This is a genomic window from Aquamicrobium sp. YD-1-mutant5 (assembly GCF_059509755.1).
The window spans coordinates 300,282-319,332 of sequence record NZ_JCAKKP010000004.1 but is presented as its reverse complement, the minus strand read 5'-3'; the positions used below and the strand labels follow the sequence as shown (position 1 = coordinate 319,332).

The following is a 19,051-nucleotide window of genomic DNA, read 5'->3' as shown; positions in this document are numbered from 1 at the left end:
AAATCACCCTTTATTCAGCCCGTTCATCCGGCCATTCATCCGGGGGGCGAATCGCCTATGGTGAGGTCATGTCATTCGGCTTCTTCCGCAATCTGAACCGACCCGCGAAGCCTGTGCCGCAGCAGCCGGAGCTGCGCGAGCATACGGTTGCCGGGCGCACGCTGCCGCTGCGCATCGTGGAGAACGGCCGCGCCCGCCGCCTGACCCTTCGCATCGATGCCGGCGGACAGGGATTGCGCATCACCGTGCCGCCCGGCCTGCGCCGCAGCGAGGTGGACAGTTTCCTGCATCGCCATCAGGACTGGCTGGAAGAGAAGCTGGCGAAAGTGCCGGACAGGCCCAATGTGCGCCCCGGCGTGAAGATACCGCTTTACGGCGTGCCGCATCTGATCGTGCATGAGCCGGGCAGGCGCGGCACGGTCAGCGTACGGGAGGATGAAGGCGGCCGGACCATCGTCGTGCATGGCGAGCGCATTCACCTGCCCCGACGGGTCGCCGATTTCCTGAAGCGCGAAGCCCGCCGCGAGATTTGCGCTCTGGTGGAAAAACACACCGCAGCCGTCGGCCGCAAGGCCAAAGCCGTGCGCTTCAGGGACACCACCAGCCGCTGGGGCTCCTGCACCTCGGACGGTACGCTGTCCTTCTCATGGCGGATCATGATGGCGCCGCGACCGGTCATCAACTACCTCGTCGCGCACGAGGTCGCGCATCTGCGCGAGATGAATCACGGGCCGAAATTCTGGAAGCTGTGCACGGAACTGTGCCCCGACACCGACCGCTGCAAGGCATGGCTGAAACGCAACGGCTCCGCCCTTCAGGCCATCGCCTTCGAGTGACCGGCGCACCCGCCCTCAGCCGGCAGCGTTTCAATCGTCCCGTCAATCGTCCCCGTCAATCGTCATTGGCAGCGTTGAGCTCGTCGGGATGAAGCGATTCGCCCGCGTGGCGCGGCCATGGCAGAAAATCGCGGTCGAAACCCTCGCCACCGAAGTAGTCCAGCGCCCGCTGGCCTTCCGCACCGTCCATACCGGCGCGCTGCAACAGCCAGGCGATGACCTCGCGGGCCTGCTCCAGCTTTTCTCTCGCTTCGCGTGCGGTGTCGCCGGTCATCGTCGTGTTCTCCTTTACAAGGAGTATCAGGCGCGCTTGGCCTCGACGCAATCCCAGAACAAGGCTGCGATGTCGGCGCCACCGAAGCGCTTCACCTCACGGATGCCGGTCGGCGAGGTCACGTTGATCTCGGTCATGTAGTCGCCGATCACGTCGATACCGACCAGAATGAAGCCACGCTCTTTCAGCGACGGGCCGATCGCCGCGCAGATCTCGCGTTCGCGAGCGGTCAGCTCGGTCTTCTCGGCGCGCCCGCCGACATGCATGTTGGAGCGCGATTCATGGTCGGCCGGCACGCGGTTGATGGCGCCCACCGGCTCGCCGTCAATGAGGATGATGCGCTTGTCGCCCTTGCGCACGTCCTTGAGATAACGCTGGACGATGAAGGGTTCGCGGAACATCTGCGAGAACATTTCCAGCAGCGACGACAGGTTCTGATCGTCGTCGCGCAGATGGAAGATGCCCGCACCGCCATTGCCGTAAAGCGGCTTGATGATGATGTCGCCATATTGCCGGCGGAAGTCGGCCACTTCCTGCGGATCCTTGGTGATCAGCGTCTCCGGCATCAGGTCGGCGAATTCGGTGACGAAGATCTTTTCTGGGCTGTTGCGCACCCAGGCCGGATCGTTGACCACCAGCGTGCGCGGATGGATGCGCTCCAGCATGTGGGTGGTGGTGATGTAGTTCATGTCGAAGGGCGGGTCCTGCCGCAGCAGAATGACGTCCATCTCCGAAAGATCGGTGCGCACCGGCTCGCCCAGCGTGAAATGACTGCCCTTTTCATCCCGCACCGTCATGTCCTCAAGACGGGCATATACTTTGCCATCCAGCAAAGAGAGGCGGTCAGGCGTATAGTGATAAAGTGCATGGCCGCGCCGCTGCGCCTCCAGAGACAGCGCGAATGTGGTGTCGCCGGCAATCGACACCGTGGAAATATGGTCCATCTGAACCGCAATTTTGAGGGGCATGGAAGGCTCTCCGTCGTCCTGAGGCGTGAGATATAAGGAACTTGATCTCACCTGCCAATGCGGAGGCTGGCGAACATTGTTACAGCCGTGAAATAAGATTTCATCAGATACTTTTCCTAAAGGCTTTTCTGGCAGGGTGGCCAAAGTTTCTTTTAAAACTTTTCAGGGTTCGCAATGCATATGCCGTTTGGCAGCCGGCAAACAAACAGAGACGGAAACGATCTCGCATTCACCGACCCCTTGACGGGACTGGGCAATCACCGCCGCTTCTTCGACCGGGTGGAGCGGCTCATCCGCGACAGGGCCGACGATCCTGCCCCGTTTGCCATCGGCATACTCGATCTCGACGGCTTCAAGCCGATCAACGACCTCTTCGGCTATCAGGCCGGCGACGAGATCCTGACCCAGATCGCCATGCGTCTCAGGGCATCCATGGACAGCCAGTCGTCCGTATGCCGGATCGGCGCCGATGAGTTCGCCGTGCTCTGCCCGATGGTTTTCAGCGAGGAAGCCGCGATAGAAAAGGCGCGCACGCTCATCGAGATCCTGTCCGCTCCCTATGATGTCGGCGACCGCACGGCCCGCCTGTCGGCTTCGGCGGGCTGCTCGCTGTTCTATTCGCAGGACGAGACAACCGAGATCCTGCTCAACAAGGCAGAAACCGCGCTCTATCATGCCAAGCGCTCCGGGCGCGGGCAGGTGGTGGTCTACACCCGCGAGATGGAAGAAGCAGCCAGAAGGCTGACGCATATCGAGCAGGCCCTGCGCCGCGCCGTTTCGGCCGGCGAGGTGGAACCGCATTTCCAGCCTATCGTCGACCTGACGACACGCCGCATCATCGGCTTCGAGACACTGGCACGCTGGACCGATCCGGATATCGGGCCGGTCTCGCCCGCCGTTTTCATCCCGATCGCCGAAGAACGCGGCATCATCGGCCCGTTGTCTCAACTGGTCCTGCGCAAGGCCGTGGAGGCCGCGAAAGCGTGGCCGGCAGACCTGTTCCTGTCGTTCAACCTGTCGCCGTCGCAGCTTGTCGACAACAACACCGGCAAGGACATACTGGCCATGCTGGAGCGCACCGGCTTCGACCCGCTACGGCTGGAAATCGAGATCACCGAAACCGGCCTGATGAGCGACCCGACCTCGGCCGGCAGAATCATCGATGATCTGCGCCAGCACGGCATCCGCATCGCGCTTGACGACTTCGGCACCGGCCAGTCATCACTGGGGCGGCTGCGCGAATTTCCTTTCAGCAAGCTCAAGATCGATCGCTCCTTCGTTTCCTCCATGCTCGATGACATGCCCTCGCAGCACATCATTCGCGCCATACTGGCGATGTGCGAGGGCCTTGGTATCGAGGTGGTGGCCGAGGGCATCGAAGAGGAAGAGCAGGCGGCCTGCCTGCTTCAGTTCGGATGCCTGTCCGGACAGGGCTATCTGTTCGGCAAAGCCGCCGACGCCGCCACCACGCTGGTCATCGTTCGCGAAGCCATGCGCACCGTTCTGCTGCCTGCCGCCAACTGACTTCTTGCCGCCTGCGAATGCGGCTTCTCCGGGCGCCGGCGACACGCGCATCTCCTCCCGATTCATCACAACATGAAACTGCAGTGGCATTGCCTTACCTGACGGAAGGCGAATCGGAAGGCTTTCTTCAATATTGACGTTTACGCAAACGTCAAAGTTTGTTATGGCTTGGCTATTGTCGATTTCAGTGCGCGACGAGCGCCCTCATCATAAACAGGGGTGGAGGAACTGCATGCCCATCTACCAGTCACCGGTCCGCAACACGCTCTATCTTCTCAACGACGTGCTGGGCTATGAGCGCCATGCCGACCTGCCCGGCTTTGCCGATGCATCTGCAGACGTTGTCGAGGCCGTGCTGGCCGAAGGCGCGAAGCTGGCCGAAAACGTCATGCTGCCGCTCAACCGCGTCGGCGACACGGAAGGCTGCACACGCCACGAAGACGGTTCCGTGACCACGCCGAAGGGCTTCAGCGAAGCCTACCGCCAGTATCGCGAAGGCGGCTGGATGGGGCTGGCGGCACCGGCCGAATATGGCGGACAGGGCCTCCCCTACACGCTCCATGCCGCTGTCGGCGAATATCTGTCGGCGTCCAACATGGCGCTGATGATGTATCCGGGCCTCACCCAAGGCGCCATCGCCGCGATCGTCGAGCACGGCAATGAGGAACAGAAGCAGACCTTCCTGCCGAAGATGATCGATGGCGCCTGGACCGGCACCATGAACCTGACCGAGCCGCATTGCGGCACCGATCTCGGTCTGCTGCGCACCAAGGCGGTTCCGAATGGCGACGGCACCTACCGCATCTCCGGCCAGAAGATCTTCATCTCGGCCGGCGATCACGACATGGCCGACAACATCATCCATCTGGTGCTGGCCCGCATCGAGGGCGCGCCGGAAGGCGTGAAGGGCATTTCGCTGTTCATCGTGCCGAAGTTCAGGCTCGATGCAGAGGGAAATCCCGGTGCTGCCAACGGCGTGTCCTGCGGCTCGCTGGAAGAGAAGATGGGCATCCACGGCAACGCCACCTGCGTCATGAACTATGACGAGGCCGAAGGCACGCTGCTCGGCGCCGAGAATGGCGGCCTCAAGGCCATGTTCGTGATGATGAACGAAGCCCGCCTCGGCGTCGGCCTGCAGGGCCTGTCGATTTCGGAGATCGCCTATCAGAACGCCGTCGCCTATGCCCGCGAACGCCTTCAGGGCCGCTCGCTCTCCGGGCCGAAGAATCCGAACGGCAAAGCCGATCCGATCATCGTTCACCCCGACATCCGCCGCGCGCTGATGACCATGCGCGCCTTCAACGAGGCCGGCCGCGCGCTGATACTGTGGACCGCGCTCAACTCCGACATCGCCCACCGCTCGGACGACGAGAAGGCGCGCCAGACAGCCGACGACATGCTCGGCCTGATGACCCCGGTGATCAAGGGCGTGCTCACCGACAAGGGTTTTGAGCATGCCGTGATGGCGCAGCAGGTATTCGGCGGCCACGGCTATATCGAAGAGCATGGCATGAGCCAGTTCGTGCGCGATGCCCGCATCGCCATGATCTACGAGGGCGCAAACGGCATCCAGGCGCTCGACCTCGTCGGCCGCAAGCTGGCGCTGAACGGCGGCCGCGCCGTGCAGGCCTTCTTCAAGGAAGTTGGAGAGTTCTGCGAGGCGAACCGCGCGGACGAAAACCTCGCGCCCTTCACCAAGGGCATCAAGAAGGGCCTCAACGACCTGCAGGCCGCCACCATGTGGCTGATGCAGAACGCCATGGCCAAGCCCGACAATGCCGGCGCGGCCTCGACCGACTACCTGCATCTCTTCGGCCTCGTCGCGCTCGGCTATATGTGGGGCCGCATGGTTAAGGCCTCGCAGGAGAAGCTGGCCTCCGGCGCCGACGATGCCGCCTTCCACGAGAACAAGATCGTCACCGCGCGCTACTTCATGGAGCGCGTGATGCCGGAAACCAGCGCGCATCTCGCCCGCATCTCCACCGGCGCCGACACGATGATGGCGCTGACAGCGGAGGCGTTCTAGGATTTGAGGATTGGATCGTCCCCCTCCGCTTTTCTCATGAGGGGGACACTGGAGGAAAAGCATGACCAGTCCCGCCGAAATTCTGTCCGTTCCGAAGCCCGACTGGGCGCAGGAAGACGTCGCCATGCTCTACGACATGGCGCACCGTTTCATGTCGGACGAGATCGCGCCGCATTACGACGCCTATGAGAAGAACGAAATCGTCGACCGCGCCGCTTGGGAAAAGGCCGGCGCGGCCGGCCTGTTGTGTCCCTCCATGCCGGAGGACTATGGCGGGGCGGGCGGCAGCTTCGCCCATGAGAGCGCGATCATCGAGGCCATCGGCCATGTCGGCGTCGACGGTTTCGGCATCGGCCTGCACAATGCGATCGTCGCTCCCTACATCCTCCATTACGGCTCGGAAGAGCAGAAGAAGAGGTGGTTGCCGAAGCTGGCCAGCGGCGAGCTGATCGGCGCCATCGCCATGACCGAGCCCGGCGCCGGTTCAGACCTTCAGGGCGTGCGCACCCGCGCCGACAGGGACGGCAACCAGTACCGCATCAACGGCTCCAAGACCTTCATCACCAACGGCCAGCTCGCCAACCTGATCATCGTCGTCGCCAAGACCGATCCGGACAAGGGCGCCAAGGGCACTTCGCTGATCGTGGTCGAGACCGACGGGGCCGAAGGCTTCGAGCGCGGCCGCAATCTCGACAAGATCGGCCTCAAGGCCAACGACACCTCCGAACTGTTCTTCAACGATCTGCGCGTTCCCACCTCCAACCTGCTCGGAACGGAGGAAGGCCAGGGTTTCATCCAGCTGATGCAGCAGCTTCCACAGGAGCGGCTGATGATCGGCACCACGGCCATCGCCATGGCTGAGCGGGCGCTGGCGCTGACCATCGACTATGTGAAGGAACGCAAGGCCTTTGACCAGCCGATCCTCAATTTCCAGAACACCCAGTTCAGGCTGGCGGAACTGAAGACCGAGATCACCATCGGCCGTGTCTTCTACAATGACTGCGTGAAGCGCCATATCGAGGGCGGCCTTGATCCGGCCACCGCCTCCATGGCCAAATACTGGCTCTCCGACCTGCAGGGCAAGGTCATGGACGAGTGCCTGCAACTGCATGGCGGCTATGGCTACATGAACGAATATCCGATCGCGCGCATGTGGCGCGATGCCCGCGTGCAGCGCATCTATGGCGGCACCAACGAGATCATGAAGCTTCTGATCGCAAGGAGCCTGTGAGGAATTCCATGTCCACCTATGTCGCGGAAATCGAATGGAAGGCCAATCCGGAAGAGGATTTCCGGCGCGGCCGCTATTCCCGCGTGCATGAGATCCGCTTCGACAACGGCCTTGCCGTCAGGGCGTCGGCCTCGCCCTCGGTTGTGCCGCAGCCGTTTGCCGATCCCACCGCCGTCGACCCGGAAGAACTCATGGTGGCAGCACTTTCCTCCTGCCACATGATGTCATTCCTCGATCTCGCCCGTCGCGCCGGCGTCACGGTGCTTGCCTATCACGATGCGGCGGAAGGCATTCTTGAAAAGAACGCGGATGGCCGTACGGCGCTGACCAAAGTGACGCTGCGGCCCCGCATCGACTGTGACGCGGACCGCGCCACGCTCGACGACTTGCATCACCAGGCGCATGAGGTCTGCTTCATCGCCAATTCCGTCAGGACCGACGTTCGCGTCGAGCCGGTTTTTGAATCTACAGGGAAGGAAGCACATCATGGCTGAAGCCTATGTCTATGACGCGGTACGCACCCCGCGCGGGCGCGGCAAGAAGGACGGATCGCTGCACGAAGTGCCGGCGGTGCGGCTTGCCGCAAAGACGCTGGAAGCGATCCGCGACCGTAACGGGCTCGACACCGGCACGGTGGACGACATCATTTTCGGCTGCGTCGACCCGGTCGGCGAAGCAGGTGCGGTGATTCCGCGCGCCGCCGCCTTCGAGGCCGGCTATGACGACAAGGCGCCCGGCATCCAGCTGTCGCGCTTCTGCGCGTCGGGCCTCGACGCCATCAATCTGGGCGCGGCCAAGATCGCTCAGGGCGCGGACGACATCGTGATTGCCGGCGGCGTGGAATCGATGAGCCGCATCGGCATGGGTGCCGCAGGCGGCGCATGGTTCATGGACCCGTCGGTCGGCTTCCCCGGCTGGTTCGTGCCGCAGGGCATTTCGGCCGATCTCATCGCCACCAAATACGGCTTCTCCCGCGACGACGTCGACGCCTATGCGGTGGAAAGCCAGAAGCGCGCCGCCCATTCGTGGAAGAAGGGCTGGTTCAGGAACTCGGTCGTTCCGGTCCGGGACCAGAACGGCCTCGTCATTCTCGACCATGACGAACACATGCGCCCCGAGACCGATATGCAGGGTCTTGCCTCGCTCAACCCCTCCTTCGTGATGCCGGGCGAAATGGGCGGCTTCGATGCGGTCGCCGTGCAGAAGCATCCGGAGATCGAGGCGGTCAATCACGTCCACCATGCCGGCAATTCCTCCGGCATCGTCGATGGTGCCGCTGCCGTGCTGCTCGGCTCGAAGAAGGCCGGCAAGTCGATGGGCCTGAAGCCCCGCGCCCGCATTCGCGCTTTCGCCAATATCGGCTCCGAGCCGGTGCTGATGCTGACCGGTCCCGTGGACGTCACCGAGAAGCTGCTCAAGCGGGCCCGCATGAAGATTTCGGACATCGACCTGTTCGAGCTGAACGAAGCCTTTGCCTCGGTGGTGCTGCGCTACATGCAGGCTTTCGACATTTCGCACGACAGGATCAACGTCGCCGGCGGCGCGATCGCCATGGGCCATCCGCTGGGAGCCACCGGCGCGATGATCCTCGGCACGGTGCTGGACGAACTGGAGCGGCGCGACCTCAACACCGCGCTGGTGACGCTGTGCATCGGTGCGGGCATGGGCACCGCCACCATCATCGAACGCGTCTGATCGGAGGGCAGAAGAATGACCTACAAGAATTTCACCGTCGAAACCGACGCCGATGGCATCGCACTCGTCACATGGGACATGCCCGACCGCTCCATGAACGTCTTCACCGAAGAGGTGATGCGTGAGCTGGACAGCATCGTCGACCGCGTGACCGGCGACGCCGCCATCAAGGGCGCCGTCATCACCTCCGGCAAGGACACGTTCTCCGGTGGCGCGGACATCACCATGCTGCAGAAGATGCTGTCCATCTTCGCCGAGGAAAAGGACAGCGATCCGGCCAAGGCCACGCAGAAGCTGTTCGAGACGGCCGGCTACATGACCGGCCTGTTCCGCAAGCTTGAAACCAGCGGCAAGCCGTGGGTCTCGGCCATCAACGGCACCTGCATGGGCGGCGCCTTCGAGCTTTCGCTGTCCTGCCATGCGCGCGTGGCGGCCGACAGCGACAAGGTGAAGATGGCGCTTCCCGAAGTGAAGATCGGCATCTTCCCGGGCGCCGGCGGCACCCAGCGCGTGCCGCGCCTGACCGACCAGCAGCAGGCCCTGCAGATGCTGACCGCCGGCCAGACGCTGACGCCGAAGAAGGCCAAGTCGATGGGCCTGATCACCGAGGTCGCCGAGCCGGCCAAGCTGGTCGAGACCGCCAAGGGCCTCATTAGGAATGGCCTTTCGGCCGTGCAGCCATGGGACCAGAAGGGGTTCAAGCTGCCCGGCGGGCCGATCTATTCGGCGACGGGAGCCAATCTGTGGCCGCCGGCGATCGCCATCCTGCGCCGCGAGACCTATGGCAACTATCCGGCTGCGGCCGCGATCCTGAAATGCGTCTATGAAGGCCTGCTGGTGCCGTTCGACACCGCACTTCGCATCGAGCAGCGCTATTTCACCCAGATCATGCAGAGCCAGGAAGCAGCGGCGATGATCCGCTCGCTGTTCATCTCGCTGCAGGAGCTGAACAAGGGCGCACGCCGCCCCGAGGGCGTGCCGGAAACGAAGTTCAAAAAGATCGGCGTCATCGGCGCCGGCTTCATGGGCGCGGGCATTGCCTATGTCACCGCCAGGGCCGGCATTCCGGTGGTGCTTCTCGACCGCGATCAGGCCGGAGCCGAAAAGGGCAAGGCTCATTCGGAAAGCCTGATGGACGGCGCGATTAAAAAGGGCCGCGCCACGCAGGCCGACAAGGAAAAGCTGCTCGCGCTGATCACACCGAGCGCCGACTATGCCGACCTCAATGGCTGCGACCTCGTGGTCGAGGCGGTGTTCGAGGACTCGGGCGTGAAGAAGGCCGCGACCGAGCAGGCGGAAGCCGTGCTGAAGTCGACGGCCGTGTTCGCCTCCAACACCTCGACCATTCCGATCACCTCGCTGGCGAAGAACTCGGCGCGCCCGAAGAACTTTGTCGGCATTCACTTCTTCTCGCCGGTCGACAAGATGATGCTGGTCGAAATCATCCTCGGCAAGAAGACCGGCGACAAGGCGCTGGCCGTGGCCATCGACTATGTGCGGGCGATCAAGAAGACGCCGATCGTCGTCAACGACACGCGCGGCTTCTTCGTCAATCGCTGCGTGCTACGCTACATGGCCGAGGCCTACAAGATGCTGATCGAGGGCGTTCCCGCCCCGATGATCGAGAACGCCGCCAAGGCTGCCGGCATGCCGGTCGGCCCGCTGTCGCTCAACGACGAGACGGCCATCGACCTTGCCCAGAAGATCATGAAGCAGACCATTCGCGATCTGGGCGACAAGGCCGTCGATCCCCGGCAGATGGAGCTGGTCGACACCATGGTCGACAAGCACGGCCGCCTCGGACGTAAGAACGGCAAGGGCTTCTACGATTACCCGGAAAAGCCGGCGAAGAAGCATCTGTGGGCGGGGCTGAAGGATCTCTATCCGCAGCAAGACGCCGACAAGATCGACTTCGAGGAGCTGAAGCAGCGCTTCCTCTTCGTCATTGCGCTGGAAGCCGCGCGCGTGATGGAGGAAAAGATCGTCACCGACCCGCGCGAGGCGGATGTCGGCTCGATCCTCGCCTTCGGTTTCGCGCCCTATACCGGCGGCGTGCTGTCCTACATCGACGGCATCGGTGTGGCGAAGTTCGTCAAGATCGCCAAAAAGCTGCAGAAGAAATACGGAGCCGAGTTCAAGGCGCCGAAGCTGCTGCTTGAAATGGCGGACAAGGGCGAGACCTTCTACCAGCGCTTCAACCCCTATGCGGGCACCGAGGCCAAGAAAGCCGCCTGATTCCATCGGGCAACTTTAGTCTGAACCGGTAGCGGGCGTGGTGCGATGCACTGCGCCCGCTACCATCCCACCCGGTCCCACACCGGAAGGCAAAAGCGATGTATGTCTGGGCACGACTGGCACGGGTGCTGGCCACGGCGAAAAGCCGGGGCGACTATCAGGTCGGTACCGAAACCCGCCTCACCTTCCGCTGCCTGCCGACGGACATCGACCTCAACCTGCATCTCAACAACGCGCGCTATATGATGCTGGCCGATGTCGGCCGTATCGACCTGTTCATGCGCGCCGGGCTCGGCAAGATGATACGCGAGCGCAAATGGGCGCCGATGCTGGGCGGCCTGCAAGCCGTCTATGTGCGCGAGATCCGCCTGTGGGAGCGCTTCCACGTCTACTCCGCCATCGAGACATGGCAGGGCACGCAGGCGCTCGGGCGCCATCGCTTCGTGCTTGAAAGCGGCGAGACCGCCGCCACCGTCGTCACCACTGCCGGCGTCTACGACCGGCCGGGCCGGCGTTTCCTTGAAATCGATGAAGTGGTCTCCGCCCTTGGCAGCGATGTCCGGCCGCGGCCGCTCAATAAGGACGAGAGCGCCTTCATGGCCTCGCATATGGCCATGCGTTCCGCCGCGCGGGCGCAAAGCTGACGGCAAGCCTCCCCGCGGGTGGACAAGCCGGGGAGGTGCGGATAAAAATCAAAAGGTATTTTTTCCTGTTCAGGAGCTTAGAGGCGCATGCTCTCGCATGACCGCGTATGGGCCGCCATAGACGCGCTTGCCGAGCGTCATTCCCTGTCGGTATCGGGCCTTGCGCGGCGCGCGGGGCTCGATTCCACGGCCTTCAACAAGTCCAAGCGCCTGTCCGCAGACGGACGGCCGCGCTGGCCGTCGACCGAATCGCTGGCCAAGATCATCGAGGCGACGGGCTCCTCGCTGGATGAATTCATCTCGCTCATCGATGGCAGGAAGGCCCTCGCCGACGCCCTGCCCGTTCAGCGGCCGACCGTGCCGCTCGTCGGTTTCGCGCAGGCCGGCGCCGGCGGCTTCTTCGACGACGCCGGCTTTCCCGTCGGCCATGGCTGGGACCTGATCGAACTGCCGGCACCCGCCGGCGGCCCCGCCTATGCGCTGAAGGTTCAGGGCGATTCCATGCTGCCGCTCTATCGCGACGGCGACGTGCTGATCGTCGAGCCCGGCGCCAGCGTGCGCAAGGGCGATCGCGTCGTGGTCAAGACGGTCTCCGGCGAGGTCATGGCAAAAGTGCTCAGCCGCCTGACGGCGCGGACGATCTCGCTGGTCTCGCTCAATCCCGCGCATGCCGACCGCGAGCTTTCCGTCGAGGAGGTGGACTGGGTGGCGCGCATCGTATGGGCGAGCCAGTAGTGATGCGGCCCCTGCATGCCGCATTTGCGGTGACCTGCCTTCTGGGCATGGGCATGCTGGTCATTGCGGGCGGGCAGGCGCTGAACTCGCAGCCATCCGGCGCAATACCATCCGAAAGCGAAATCGTGGTCGACACGGACATCGGCGATGTCATTTTCGGCGAGGGTGTGCAGGACAGCGAACCCGATGCTCCCGAGGCGCCGCCGCAGGAGCCGCAGCCCGCCCTCCCCTTGCGACCGATCGAGCCGGACATCGTCGCCCCGCCGGAACTGGAACCGGCGGAGCTGGAGCGGTTGCCGCCGCGGGAGCCACTGAGCGATCTGTCGCAGGCCGTGCCGCCCAAACCGAAGCCGAGCGCCGAATGGCAGGGCGCAACGCTGTTCCGGCCTGTCGCCAGCGCGGCCGGGCGCATCTCGGCGCAGAACCGCTCGGTGACGATTGCCGGCATCGATCTGGTGGCCGCCGGGGAAACCTGCACCGATCAGGGCAGGCAATGGCCGTGCGGCGCCCGCGCGACGACCGCGTTTCGCGCCTTCCTGCGCGGCCGCGCGGTGATCTGCGATATTCCACAGGAAGCCGGCAGCGGCGAGTTCACCGTCCGATGCCGTCTGGGCAAGCAGGATATCGGCGAGTGGCTGGTGGCCAATGGCTGGGCGCGTGCCGACGCCGATGGCCCCTATGCGCAGGCGGCCGAAAAGGCGCAAAAGAGCGGCAAGGGCATATATGACCATGCGCCGGACCTTTCGGGCCTGCCGCCGGCTCCACCTTCGGGCAGCGTGGAACTTCCAAAGGTGCCGGACAGCATCATCGAACTGCCCGGCCCCTCCGAAACCATCCCGCCTATGCAGCCAGCCGACCTTCCAGCGCCTTCCCGATAAGCTCGCGCGTCTCGGCAATGCCGTAGAGGGCTGCGAAGGAGCCGAAGCGCGGGCCACGCTCCTGACCGATCAGCACCTGATAGATCATCTGGAAGAAGGCAACGGAGACACCCGGTCCGCCCTCGGGGCTCTTTTTGGCATGATCCTGATAACGCTCGATGGCGCGCGCCACATTGAGCGCCGCATTCTGGATCGCCTCGCCGTCAGCACCCTCGGGCAGGCCGGCCAGCGCCTGCGACAGCTTCGCCAGCGCATCGCGCTCCACCTCGTCGGGCGCGCGATAGACCTTGGACGGCTTCACGAAATCGTCGAAATAGCGGATCGCGTAGCCAGTCAGACGATCCAGTTCGGGATGCGTCTGCGGCGTTACGCCTTCCGCATAGCGCGAGATGAAGCCCCACAGCACGTCCTTGTTCTGGGCGTTGGAGACGCTGACCAGATTGAGCAGCAGCGCGAACGGCACCGGCAGGTCGATGGCCGGCGGGTTGCCGCTGTGGATGTGCCAGACCGGATTGCCGAGACGGTTCTTCCAGTCCTGCTTCGGATAGGCCGACAGGAACTGGTAGTACTCGTCAACGGCGCGCGGGATGACGTCGAAGAAGAGCTTCTTGGCCACGCGCGGCTTCTGGAACATGTAGAGCGCGAGGCTTTCCGTCGGCGCATAGGTCAGCCACTCGTCGATGGTGAGCCCATTGCCCTTCGACTTGGAAATCTTCTGGCCGTTTTCGTCGAGGAACAGTTCATAGACGAAATGTTCCGGGGCGCGACCGCCGAGGATTTCGCAGATCCGGTCATAGATCGACGCGTTGGTCTGGTGATCCTTGCCGAACATCTCGAAGTCGACGTTGAGGGCTGCCCAGCGCATGCCAAAATCCGGCTTCCACTGCAGCTTCACCGCGCCGCCGGTTACCGGGAGAGTGGTCTCGGTGCCGTCCTCGTCGTCGAAGGTGATGGTGCCGGCCTTCGCATCGACATGCTTCATCGGCACGTAGAGCACACGGCCGGTCTTCGGCGAGATCGGCAGGAAGGGGCTGTAGGTCGCCTGGCGTTCCTCGCCCAGCGTCGGCAGCATCACCTTCATGATGTCGTCGAAACGCTCCGCAGCACGCAGCAGCACCTCATCGAAGCGGCCCGCCTTGTAATACTCGGTCGCGCTGGCGAACTCGTAATCGAAACCGAACGTATCGAGGAAACGGCGCAGCATGGCATTGTTGTGATGGCCGAAGCTTGCGTAGTCGCCGCCGAACGGATTGGGCACCGAGGTCAGCGGCATGTGCAGATAGGGTTCCAGAAACGCGCGATCAGGCACATTGTCGGGAATCTTGCGCATGCCATCCATGTCGTCGGAGAAGACGAGAAGTCGCGTCTTCACCTTGCCTTCGGTGAGGATGTGAAAGGCGTGGCGCACCATGGTGGTGCGGGCAACTTCACCGAAAGTGCCGATGTGCGGCAGGCCCGAGGGACCATATCCGGTTTCGAACAGGATCGTCTCCGGCAAGCCGGTTTTGGCATAGCGGGCGATGATTTTTTTCGCTTCCTCGAACGGCCAGGCTTTGTTCTCGCCGGCAGCGGCGAGAAGTTCCGGGTTGAGATCGAGGGCGTCGTTTCCGGCCATGTCGTTGGTCCTGTTGGTGAAGCCGGCTTCGATGCCGGTCGCATTGCTCTATGCGGGCCGGCACGCAAGGTCAAATTTTTCCAATGCACAGGCCGGCCCAAACCCTTCAAATAAGCCAGAAAGCGGGATTTTTGGTGTTTTTCGCGCCTGTTCGCCGCGCTCTTCCAAACTGACGCGCTCCAGGCCGCGCAGAACGCTTGCACGCTGCGAAGCCTGTTCTTATATACGCCGCAGTTCCATACGGGGCTGCTGCATGCCAGTGGACTGGTAAGGGAAATGAAGTGAACAGGGGCTTTCGCCGGAACGCCTGACAGGGTCCTTGAAAGCCTGCTTGAAGGAGAGACTGAGTAAATGGCTAAAGTAATCGGCATCGATCTCGGAACCACTAATTCCTGCGTCGCCGTCATGGACGGCAAGGACGCCAAGGTGATCGAAAACGCGGAAGGCGCGCGCACCACGCCTTCGATCGTCGCCTTTACGGCAGACGGCGAACGCCTTGTGGGCCAGCCGGCCAAGCGCCAGGCTGTCACCAATCCCGAAAACACCGTCTTCGCGGTCAAGCGTCTCATCGGCCGTCGCTATGACGACCCGGTCACCGAGAAGGACAAGAAGCTCGTCCCTTATCACATCGTCAAGGGCGACAATGGCGACGCATGGGTCCAAGCGGGCGACAAGAAGCAGTCGCCTTCGCAGATCTCCGCCATGATCCTGCAGAAGATGAAGGAAACGGCTGAAGCCTATCTCGGCGAAAAGGTCGAGCAGGCTGTCATCACCGTTCCCGCCTATTTCAACGACGCCCAGCGTCAGGCCACCAAGGACGCCGGCAAGATCGCCGGCCTTGAAGTGCTGCGCATCATCAACGAGCCGACCGCGGCCGCGCTCGCCTATGGCCTCGACAAGCGCGACGGCAAGACCATCGCCGTCTACGACCTTGGCGGCGGTACCTTCGATATTTCCGTGCTGGAGATCGGCGACGGCGTGTTCGAGGTGAAGTCGACCAATGGCGACACCTTCCTCGGCGGCGAGGACTTCGACATGCGTCTGGTCGAGTATCTGGCCGACGAGTTCAGGAAGGAGCAGGGCATCGACCTGCGCAACGACAAGCTCGCCCTGCAGCGCCTGAAGGAAGCGGCCGAAAAGGCCAAGATCGAGCTGTCGTCCACGACGCAGACCGAGATCAACCTGCCCTTCATCACCGCCGATGCCAGCGGCCCGAAGCACCTGACGCTGAAGCTGACCCGCGCCAAGTTCGAGAGCCTGGTCGACGATTTCGTCCAGCGCACCATCGAGCCGTGCAAGGCAGCCCTCAAGGATGCCGGCCTCAAGGCGGGCGAGATCGACGAAGTGGTTCTGGTCGGCGGCATGACCCGCATGCCCAAGATCCAGGAAGTCGTGAAGCAGTTCTTCGGCAAGGATCCGCACAAGGGCGTCAATCCCGATGAGGTTGTGGCCATGGGCGCCGCGATCCAGGGCGGCGTGCTTCAGGGCGACGTCAAGGACGTTCTGCTGCTCGACGTGACCCCGCTGTCGCTGGGCATCGAGACGCTGGGCGGCGTGTTCACGCGCCTCATCGAGCGCAACACGACGATCCCGACCAAGAAGAGCCAGACCTTCTCGACGGCCGAGGACTCGCAGTCCGCGGTGACGATCCGCGTCTTCCAGGGCGAGCGTGAAATGGCGGCCGACAACAAGCTGCTCGGCCAGTTCGATCTGGTCGGCATTCCGCCGGCACCGCGTGGCGTGCCGCAGATCGAGGTCACTTTCGACATCGACGCCAACGGCATCGTCAACGTTTCGGCCAAGGACAAGGGCACCGGCAAGGAGCACCAGATCCGCATTCAGGCCTCCGGTGGCCTGAGCGATGCCGACATCGAGAAGATGGTGAAGGACGCCGAAGCCAACGCCGAGGCCGACAAGCAGCGCAAGGCGCTGGTCGAGGCCCGCAACCAGGCCGAGTCGCTGATCCACTCCAGCGAGAAGTCGCTGAAGGATTACGGCGACAAGGTTTCGGAAGCAGACCGCACCGCCATCTCGGAGGCCATCGCTGCGCTGAAGACCGCCACCGAAGGTGACGATCCGGCCGACATCGAGGCGAAGACCCAGACGCTGGCCGAGGTTTCCATGAAGCTCGGGCAGGCCATGTACGAGTCCTCGCAGAAGGAAGCCGCCGAAGCCGACGCCAAGGCGGATGCCGCCAAGGATGGCGACGTGGTCGACGCCGACTTCGAGGAGATCGACGAGGACGACGACGGCAAGAAGTCGGCCTGATCTGCGACAAAACAGGAAAAGCCCGGTTCCGGCCGGGCTTTTCTGCAACTGTCAGCTTAAAAACGCGGCCATATCTTTGCCGGCTCTGGCATCAGGGCGGTGAAATACCTAAATCGAAGGCCGCAAAAGAAGAGCAGAGTGCCGGTTTCACGCGCGGCAGGCGCGTGAGGGGCCGGAAATATGCCGGGAACAGCGACCTTGGTCGCGCCGAGCGACAGCATTGCCGTTTCGGCGATTTGGAGCCATCGGGCAGAAGAACCAGGACAGGCTTTAAATGAAGGTTGATTTCTACGAGACGCTGGGCGTCAGCCGCAGTGCGGATGACAAGGAACTGAAGAGCGCGTTCCGCAAGCTCGCCATGCAGTTTCATCCCGACCGCAATCCGGGCGATGACGCCTGCGAGCATAAATTCAAGGAAATCAACGAGGCCTATGAATGCCTCAAGGACCCGCAGAAGCGGGCCGCCTATGACCGTTTCGGCCATGCGGCCTTCGAGAATGGCGGCATGAATGGCGGTGGCGGATTCGCGGCCGGCGGCTTTGCCGACATCTTCGAGGACATTTTCGGCGAGATGATGGGTGGCGGGCGGCGGCGTTCGTCCGGTGGGCGCGAGCGCGGCGCGGACCTGCGCTACAACATGGAAATCTCGCTTGAGGAAGCCTTCACCGGCAAGACGGCGCAAATTCATGTGCCGGCCTCGATGTCCTGCGACGAATGCTCGGGCTCGGGCGCGAAGCCCGGCACCCAGCCGGTCACCTGCACCATGTGCGGCGGCCACGGCAAGGTGCGCGCATCGCAGGGTTTCTTCTCCATTGAGCGCACCTGCCCTCAGTGTCACGGACGCGGCCAGACCATCAAGGACCCGTGCGGCAAGTGCGCGGGACAGGGACGCGTGACCGAGGAACGCGCGCTGTCGGTCAATATTCCGTCAGGCATCGAGGATGGCACCCGCATCCGGCTCGCCGGCGAAGGCGAAGCGGGGCTGCGCGGCGGCCCATCCGGCGATCTCTACATCTTCCTGTCGGTGAAACCGCACGAGTTCTTCCAGCGCGACGGCGCCGACCTTTATTGCAAGGTGCCGATCTCCATGACGACGGCAGCGCTCGGCGGCTCCTTCGAAGTCACGACGCTCGATGGCAGCCAGACGCGCGTGAAAGTGCCCGAAGGTACCCAGAACGGCCGCCAGTTCCGTCTCAAGGGCAAGGGCATGCCGGTGCTGCGCCAGACGCAGGTGGGCGATCTCTACATTCAGACTGCCGTGGAGACGCCGCAGAATCTCACCAAACGCCAGCGTGAATTGCTGGAAGAATTCGAGCAGCTTTCCAGCCAGGAAAATTCGCCGCAATCGAGCGGCTTCTTCAGCCGCATGAAGGATTTCTTCGAGTCCTTCGCTGAAAAATAAAGGCTGTTCCGCAACCGCCGTTTCCTGACGCAATCAGCAAACAGGCCCGGATTTTTCTTGAACCGGGCTCATCAGATGCTAAGTACCACCATGGGGAGCGCAGGAGATTTGCATGGCTAAGGGAACCGGACTGCGCAAGACGCTTGCGGCAAAGTTCGACGACGAACTCAAGTTCTTCAAGGGCTGGATAGACAAGCCAAAAGCGGTCGGAGCGATCGTTCCCACCAGTTCCGTTACCGCGAGGCGCATGGCCTCTGTCATCGATCTCGGGTCCGGTCTTCCGGTTCTGGAACTCGGCCCCGGCACCGGCGTCATCACCAAGGCGATCCTGCGCCATGGCGTGAAGCCGGAGAACCTCTACGCTGTCGAATATTCAGCCGATTTCGCGCGCCATCTGCGCAACAATTTTCCCGGTGTGAACGTCATCGAGGGCGACGCCTTCAATCTCGACACCACGCTCGGCAAGGATGCCGATCTCACTTTCGACGCCGTGATCTCCGGCGTGCCGCTGCTCAACTTCCCGGTTCCACGGCGCGTGGAATATCTTGACGGTCTTTTGTCGCGCATGCCGGAAGGCCGGCCGGTGGTGCAGATCACCTATGGCCCGATGTCACCGATACCGCCCGGCCGTGGCGATTACACAGTCGAGCATTTCGATTTCATCCTGCGCAATATCCCGCCGGCACGGCTGTGGATCTACCGCCGCCGCACGCACTGATT

The 19,051-nt window shown here is 63.0% G+C and carries 16 protein-coding genes; 13 read left to right on the top strand and 3 right to left on the bottom strand.

Annotation, left to right across the window (positions count from 1 at the left end; translation table 11 throughout):
- Window positions 1-68: 68 nt before the first annotated feature.
- A complete protein-coding gene (locus tag AC5XE7_RS09185) occupies window positions 69-836 on the top strand; it encodes a M48 family metallopeptidase (RefSeq protein WP_495365767.1) in 768 nt (255 codons plus the stop codon).
- A gap of 55 nt (window positions 837-891) precedes the next feature.
- On the opposite strand, the gene AC5XE7_RS09180 is transcribed toward AC5XE7_RS09185, so the two are convergent.
- Window positions 892-1,110 carry a hypothetical protein gene (locus AC5XE7_RS09180; protein WP_183826689.1) on the bottom strand — a complete coding sequence of 73 codons (219 nt, stop codon included), beginning with the start codon at window positions 1,108-1,110 and terminating at the stop codon, window positions 892-894.
- A gap of 26 nt (window positions 1,111-1,136) precedes the next feature.
- Window positions 1,137-2,078, bottom strand: a complete 942-nt coding sequence (gene gshB / locus AC5XE7_RS09175) for a glutathione synthase (RefSeq protein ID WP_495365766.1) — start codon at window positions 2,076-2,078, stop codon at window positions 1,137-1,139.
- A gap of 174 nt (window positions 2,079-2,252) precedes the next feature.
- Between gshB and AC5XE7_RS09170 the strand changes: the two genes are divergently transcribed.
- The 9 genes from AC5XE7_RS09170 (at window position 2,253) to AC5XE7_RS09130 (ending at window position 13,046) form a co-directional block, all read left to right on the top strand.
- Entirely contained in the window at window positions 2,253-3,602 is a 1,350-nt protein-coding gene (locus AC5XE7_RS09170) for a putative bifunctional diguanylate cyclase/phosphodiesterase (RefSeq protein ID WP_239800306.1), read from the top strand.
- 232 nt (window positions 3,603-3,834) lie between these two features.
- Complete coding sequence (locus AC5XE7_RS09165) at window positions 3,835-5,628, top strand: acyl-CoA dehydrogenase C-terminal domain-containing protein (RefSeq protein WP_495365765.1); 1,794 nt, start codon at window positions 3,835-3,837, stop codon at window positions 5,626-5,628.
- A gap of 61 nt (window positions 5,629-5,689) precedes the next feature.
- The gene (locus AC5XE7_RS09160) at window positions 5,690-6,859 is read left to right on the top strand and encodes an acyl-CoA dehydrogenase family protein (protein WP_495365763.1); all 1,170 of its coding nucleotides are present in this window, start codon (window positions 5,690-5,692) and stop codon (window positions 6,857-6,859) included.
- Between the two features lie 8 nt (window positions 6,860-6,867).
- Entirely contained in the window at window positions 6,868-7,353 is a 486-nt protein-coding gene (locus tag AC5XE7_RS09155) for an OsmC family protein (protein ID WP_495365762.1), read from the top strand.
- A complete protein-coding gene (locus AC5XE7_RS09150; RefSeq protein WP_495365761.1) occupies window positions 7,346-8,554 on the top strand; it encodes an acetyl-CoA C-acetyltransferase in 1,209 nt (402 codons plus the stop codon). The genes AC5XE7_RS09155 and AC5XE7_RS09150 overlap by 8 nt, the downstream gene beginning before the upstream one ends.
- Before the next feature lie 15 nt (window positions 8,555-8,569).
- Complete coding sequence (locus AC5XE7_RS09145) at window positions 8,570-10,789, top strand: FAD-dependent oxidoreductase (RefSeq protein WP_495365760.1); 2,220 nt, start codon at window positions 8,570-8,572, stop codon at window positions 10,787-10,789.
- A 98-nt stretch (window positions 10,790-10,887) separates the two neighbouring features.
- Window positions 10,888-11,433, top strand: a complete 546-nt coding sequence (locus tag AC5XE7_RS09140) for a thioesterase family protein (RefSeq protein ID WP_495365759.1) — start codon at window positions 10,888-10,890, stop codon at window positions 11,431-11,433.
- Between the two features lie 87 nt (window positions 11,434-11,520).
- Window positions 11,521-12,168: a S24 family peptidase gene (locus tag AC5XE7_RS09135; protein WP_495365758.1), complete on the top strand. Its 648-nt coding sequence runs from the start codon at window positions 11,521-11,523 to the stop codon at window positions 12,166-12,168.
- On the top strand, window positions 12,153-13,046 hold the full coding sequence (locus AC5XE7_RS09130; protein WP_495365756.1) for a thermonuclease family protein: 894 nt from the start codon (window positions 12,153-12,155) through the stop codon (window positions 13,044-13,046). The genes AC5XE7_RS09135 and AC5XE7_RS09130 overlap by 16 nt, the downstream gene beginning before the upstream one ends.
- Here the strand turns inward: AC5XE7_RS09130 and AC5XE7_RS09125 are convergent.
- Entirely contained in the window at window positions 13,009-14,661 is a 1,653-nt protein-coding gene (locus AC5XE7_RS09125; protein WP_495365755.1) for a lysine--tRNA ligase, read from the bottom strand. The genes AC5XE7_RS09130 and AC5XE7_RS09125 overlap by 38 nt on opposite strands.
- Before the next feature lie 351 nt (window positions 14,662-15,012).
- Between AC5XE7_RS09125 and dnaK the strand changes: the two genes are divergently transcribed.
- The 3 genes from dnaK (at window position 15,013) to pmtA (ending at window position 19,049) form a co-directional block, all read left to right on the top strand.
- Window positions 15,013-16,929: a molecular chaperone DnaK gene (gene dnaK, locus AC5XE7_RS09120; RefSeq protein ID WP_495365754.1), complete on the top strand. Its 1,917-nt coding sequence runs from the start codon at window positions 15,013-15,015 to the stop codon at window positions 16,927-16,929.
- Between the two features lie 274 nt (window positions 16,930-17,203).
- Complete coding sequence (gene dnaJ / locus AC5XE7_RS09115) at window positions 17,204-18,331, top strand: molecular chaperone DnaJ (RefSeq protein ID WP_495365753.1); 1,128 nt, start codon at window positions 17,204-17,206, stop codon at window positions 18,329-18,331.
- 112 nt (window positions 18,332-18,443) lie between these two features.
- Window positions 18,444-19,049: a phospholipid N-methyltransferase PmtA gene (gene pmtA, locus AC5XE7_RS09110; RefSeq protein ID WP_183826648.1), complete on the top strand. Its 606-nt coding sequence runs from the start codon at window positions 18,444-18,446 to the stop codon at window positions 19,047-19,049.
- Window positions 19,050-19,051 lie beyond the last annotated feature (2 nt).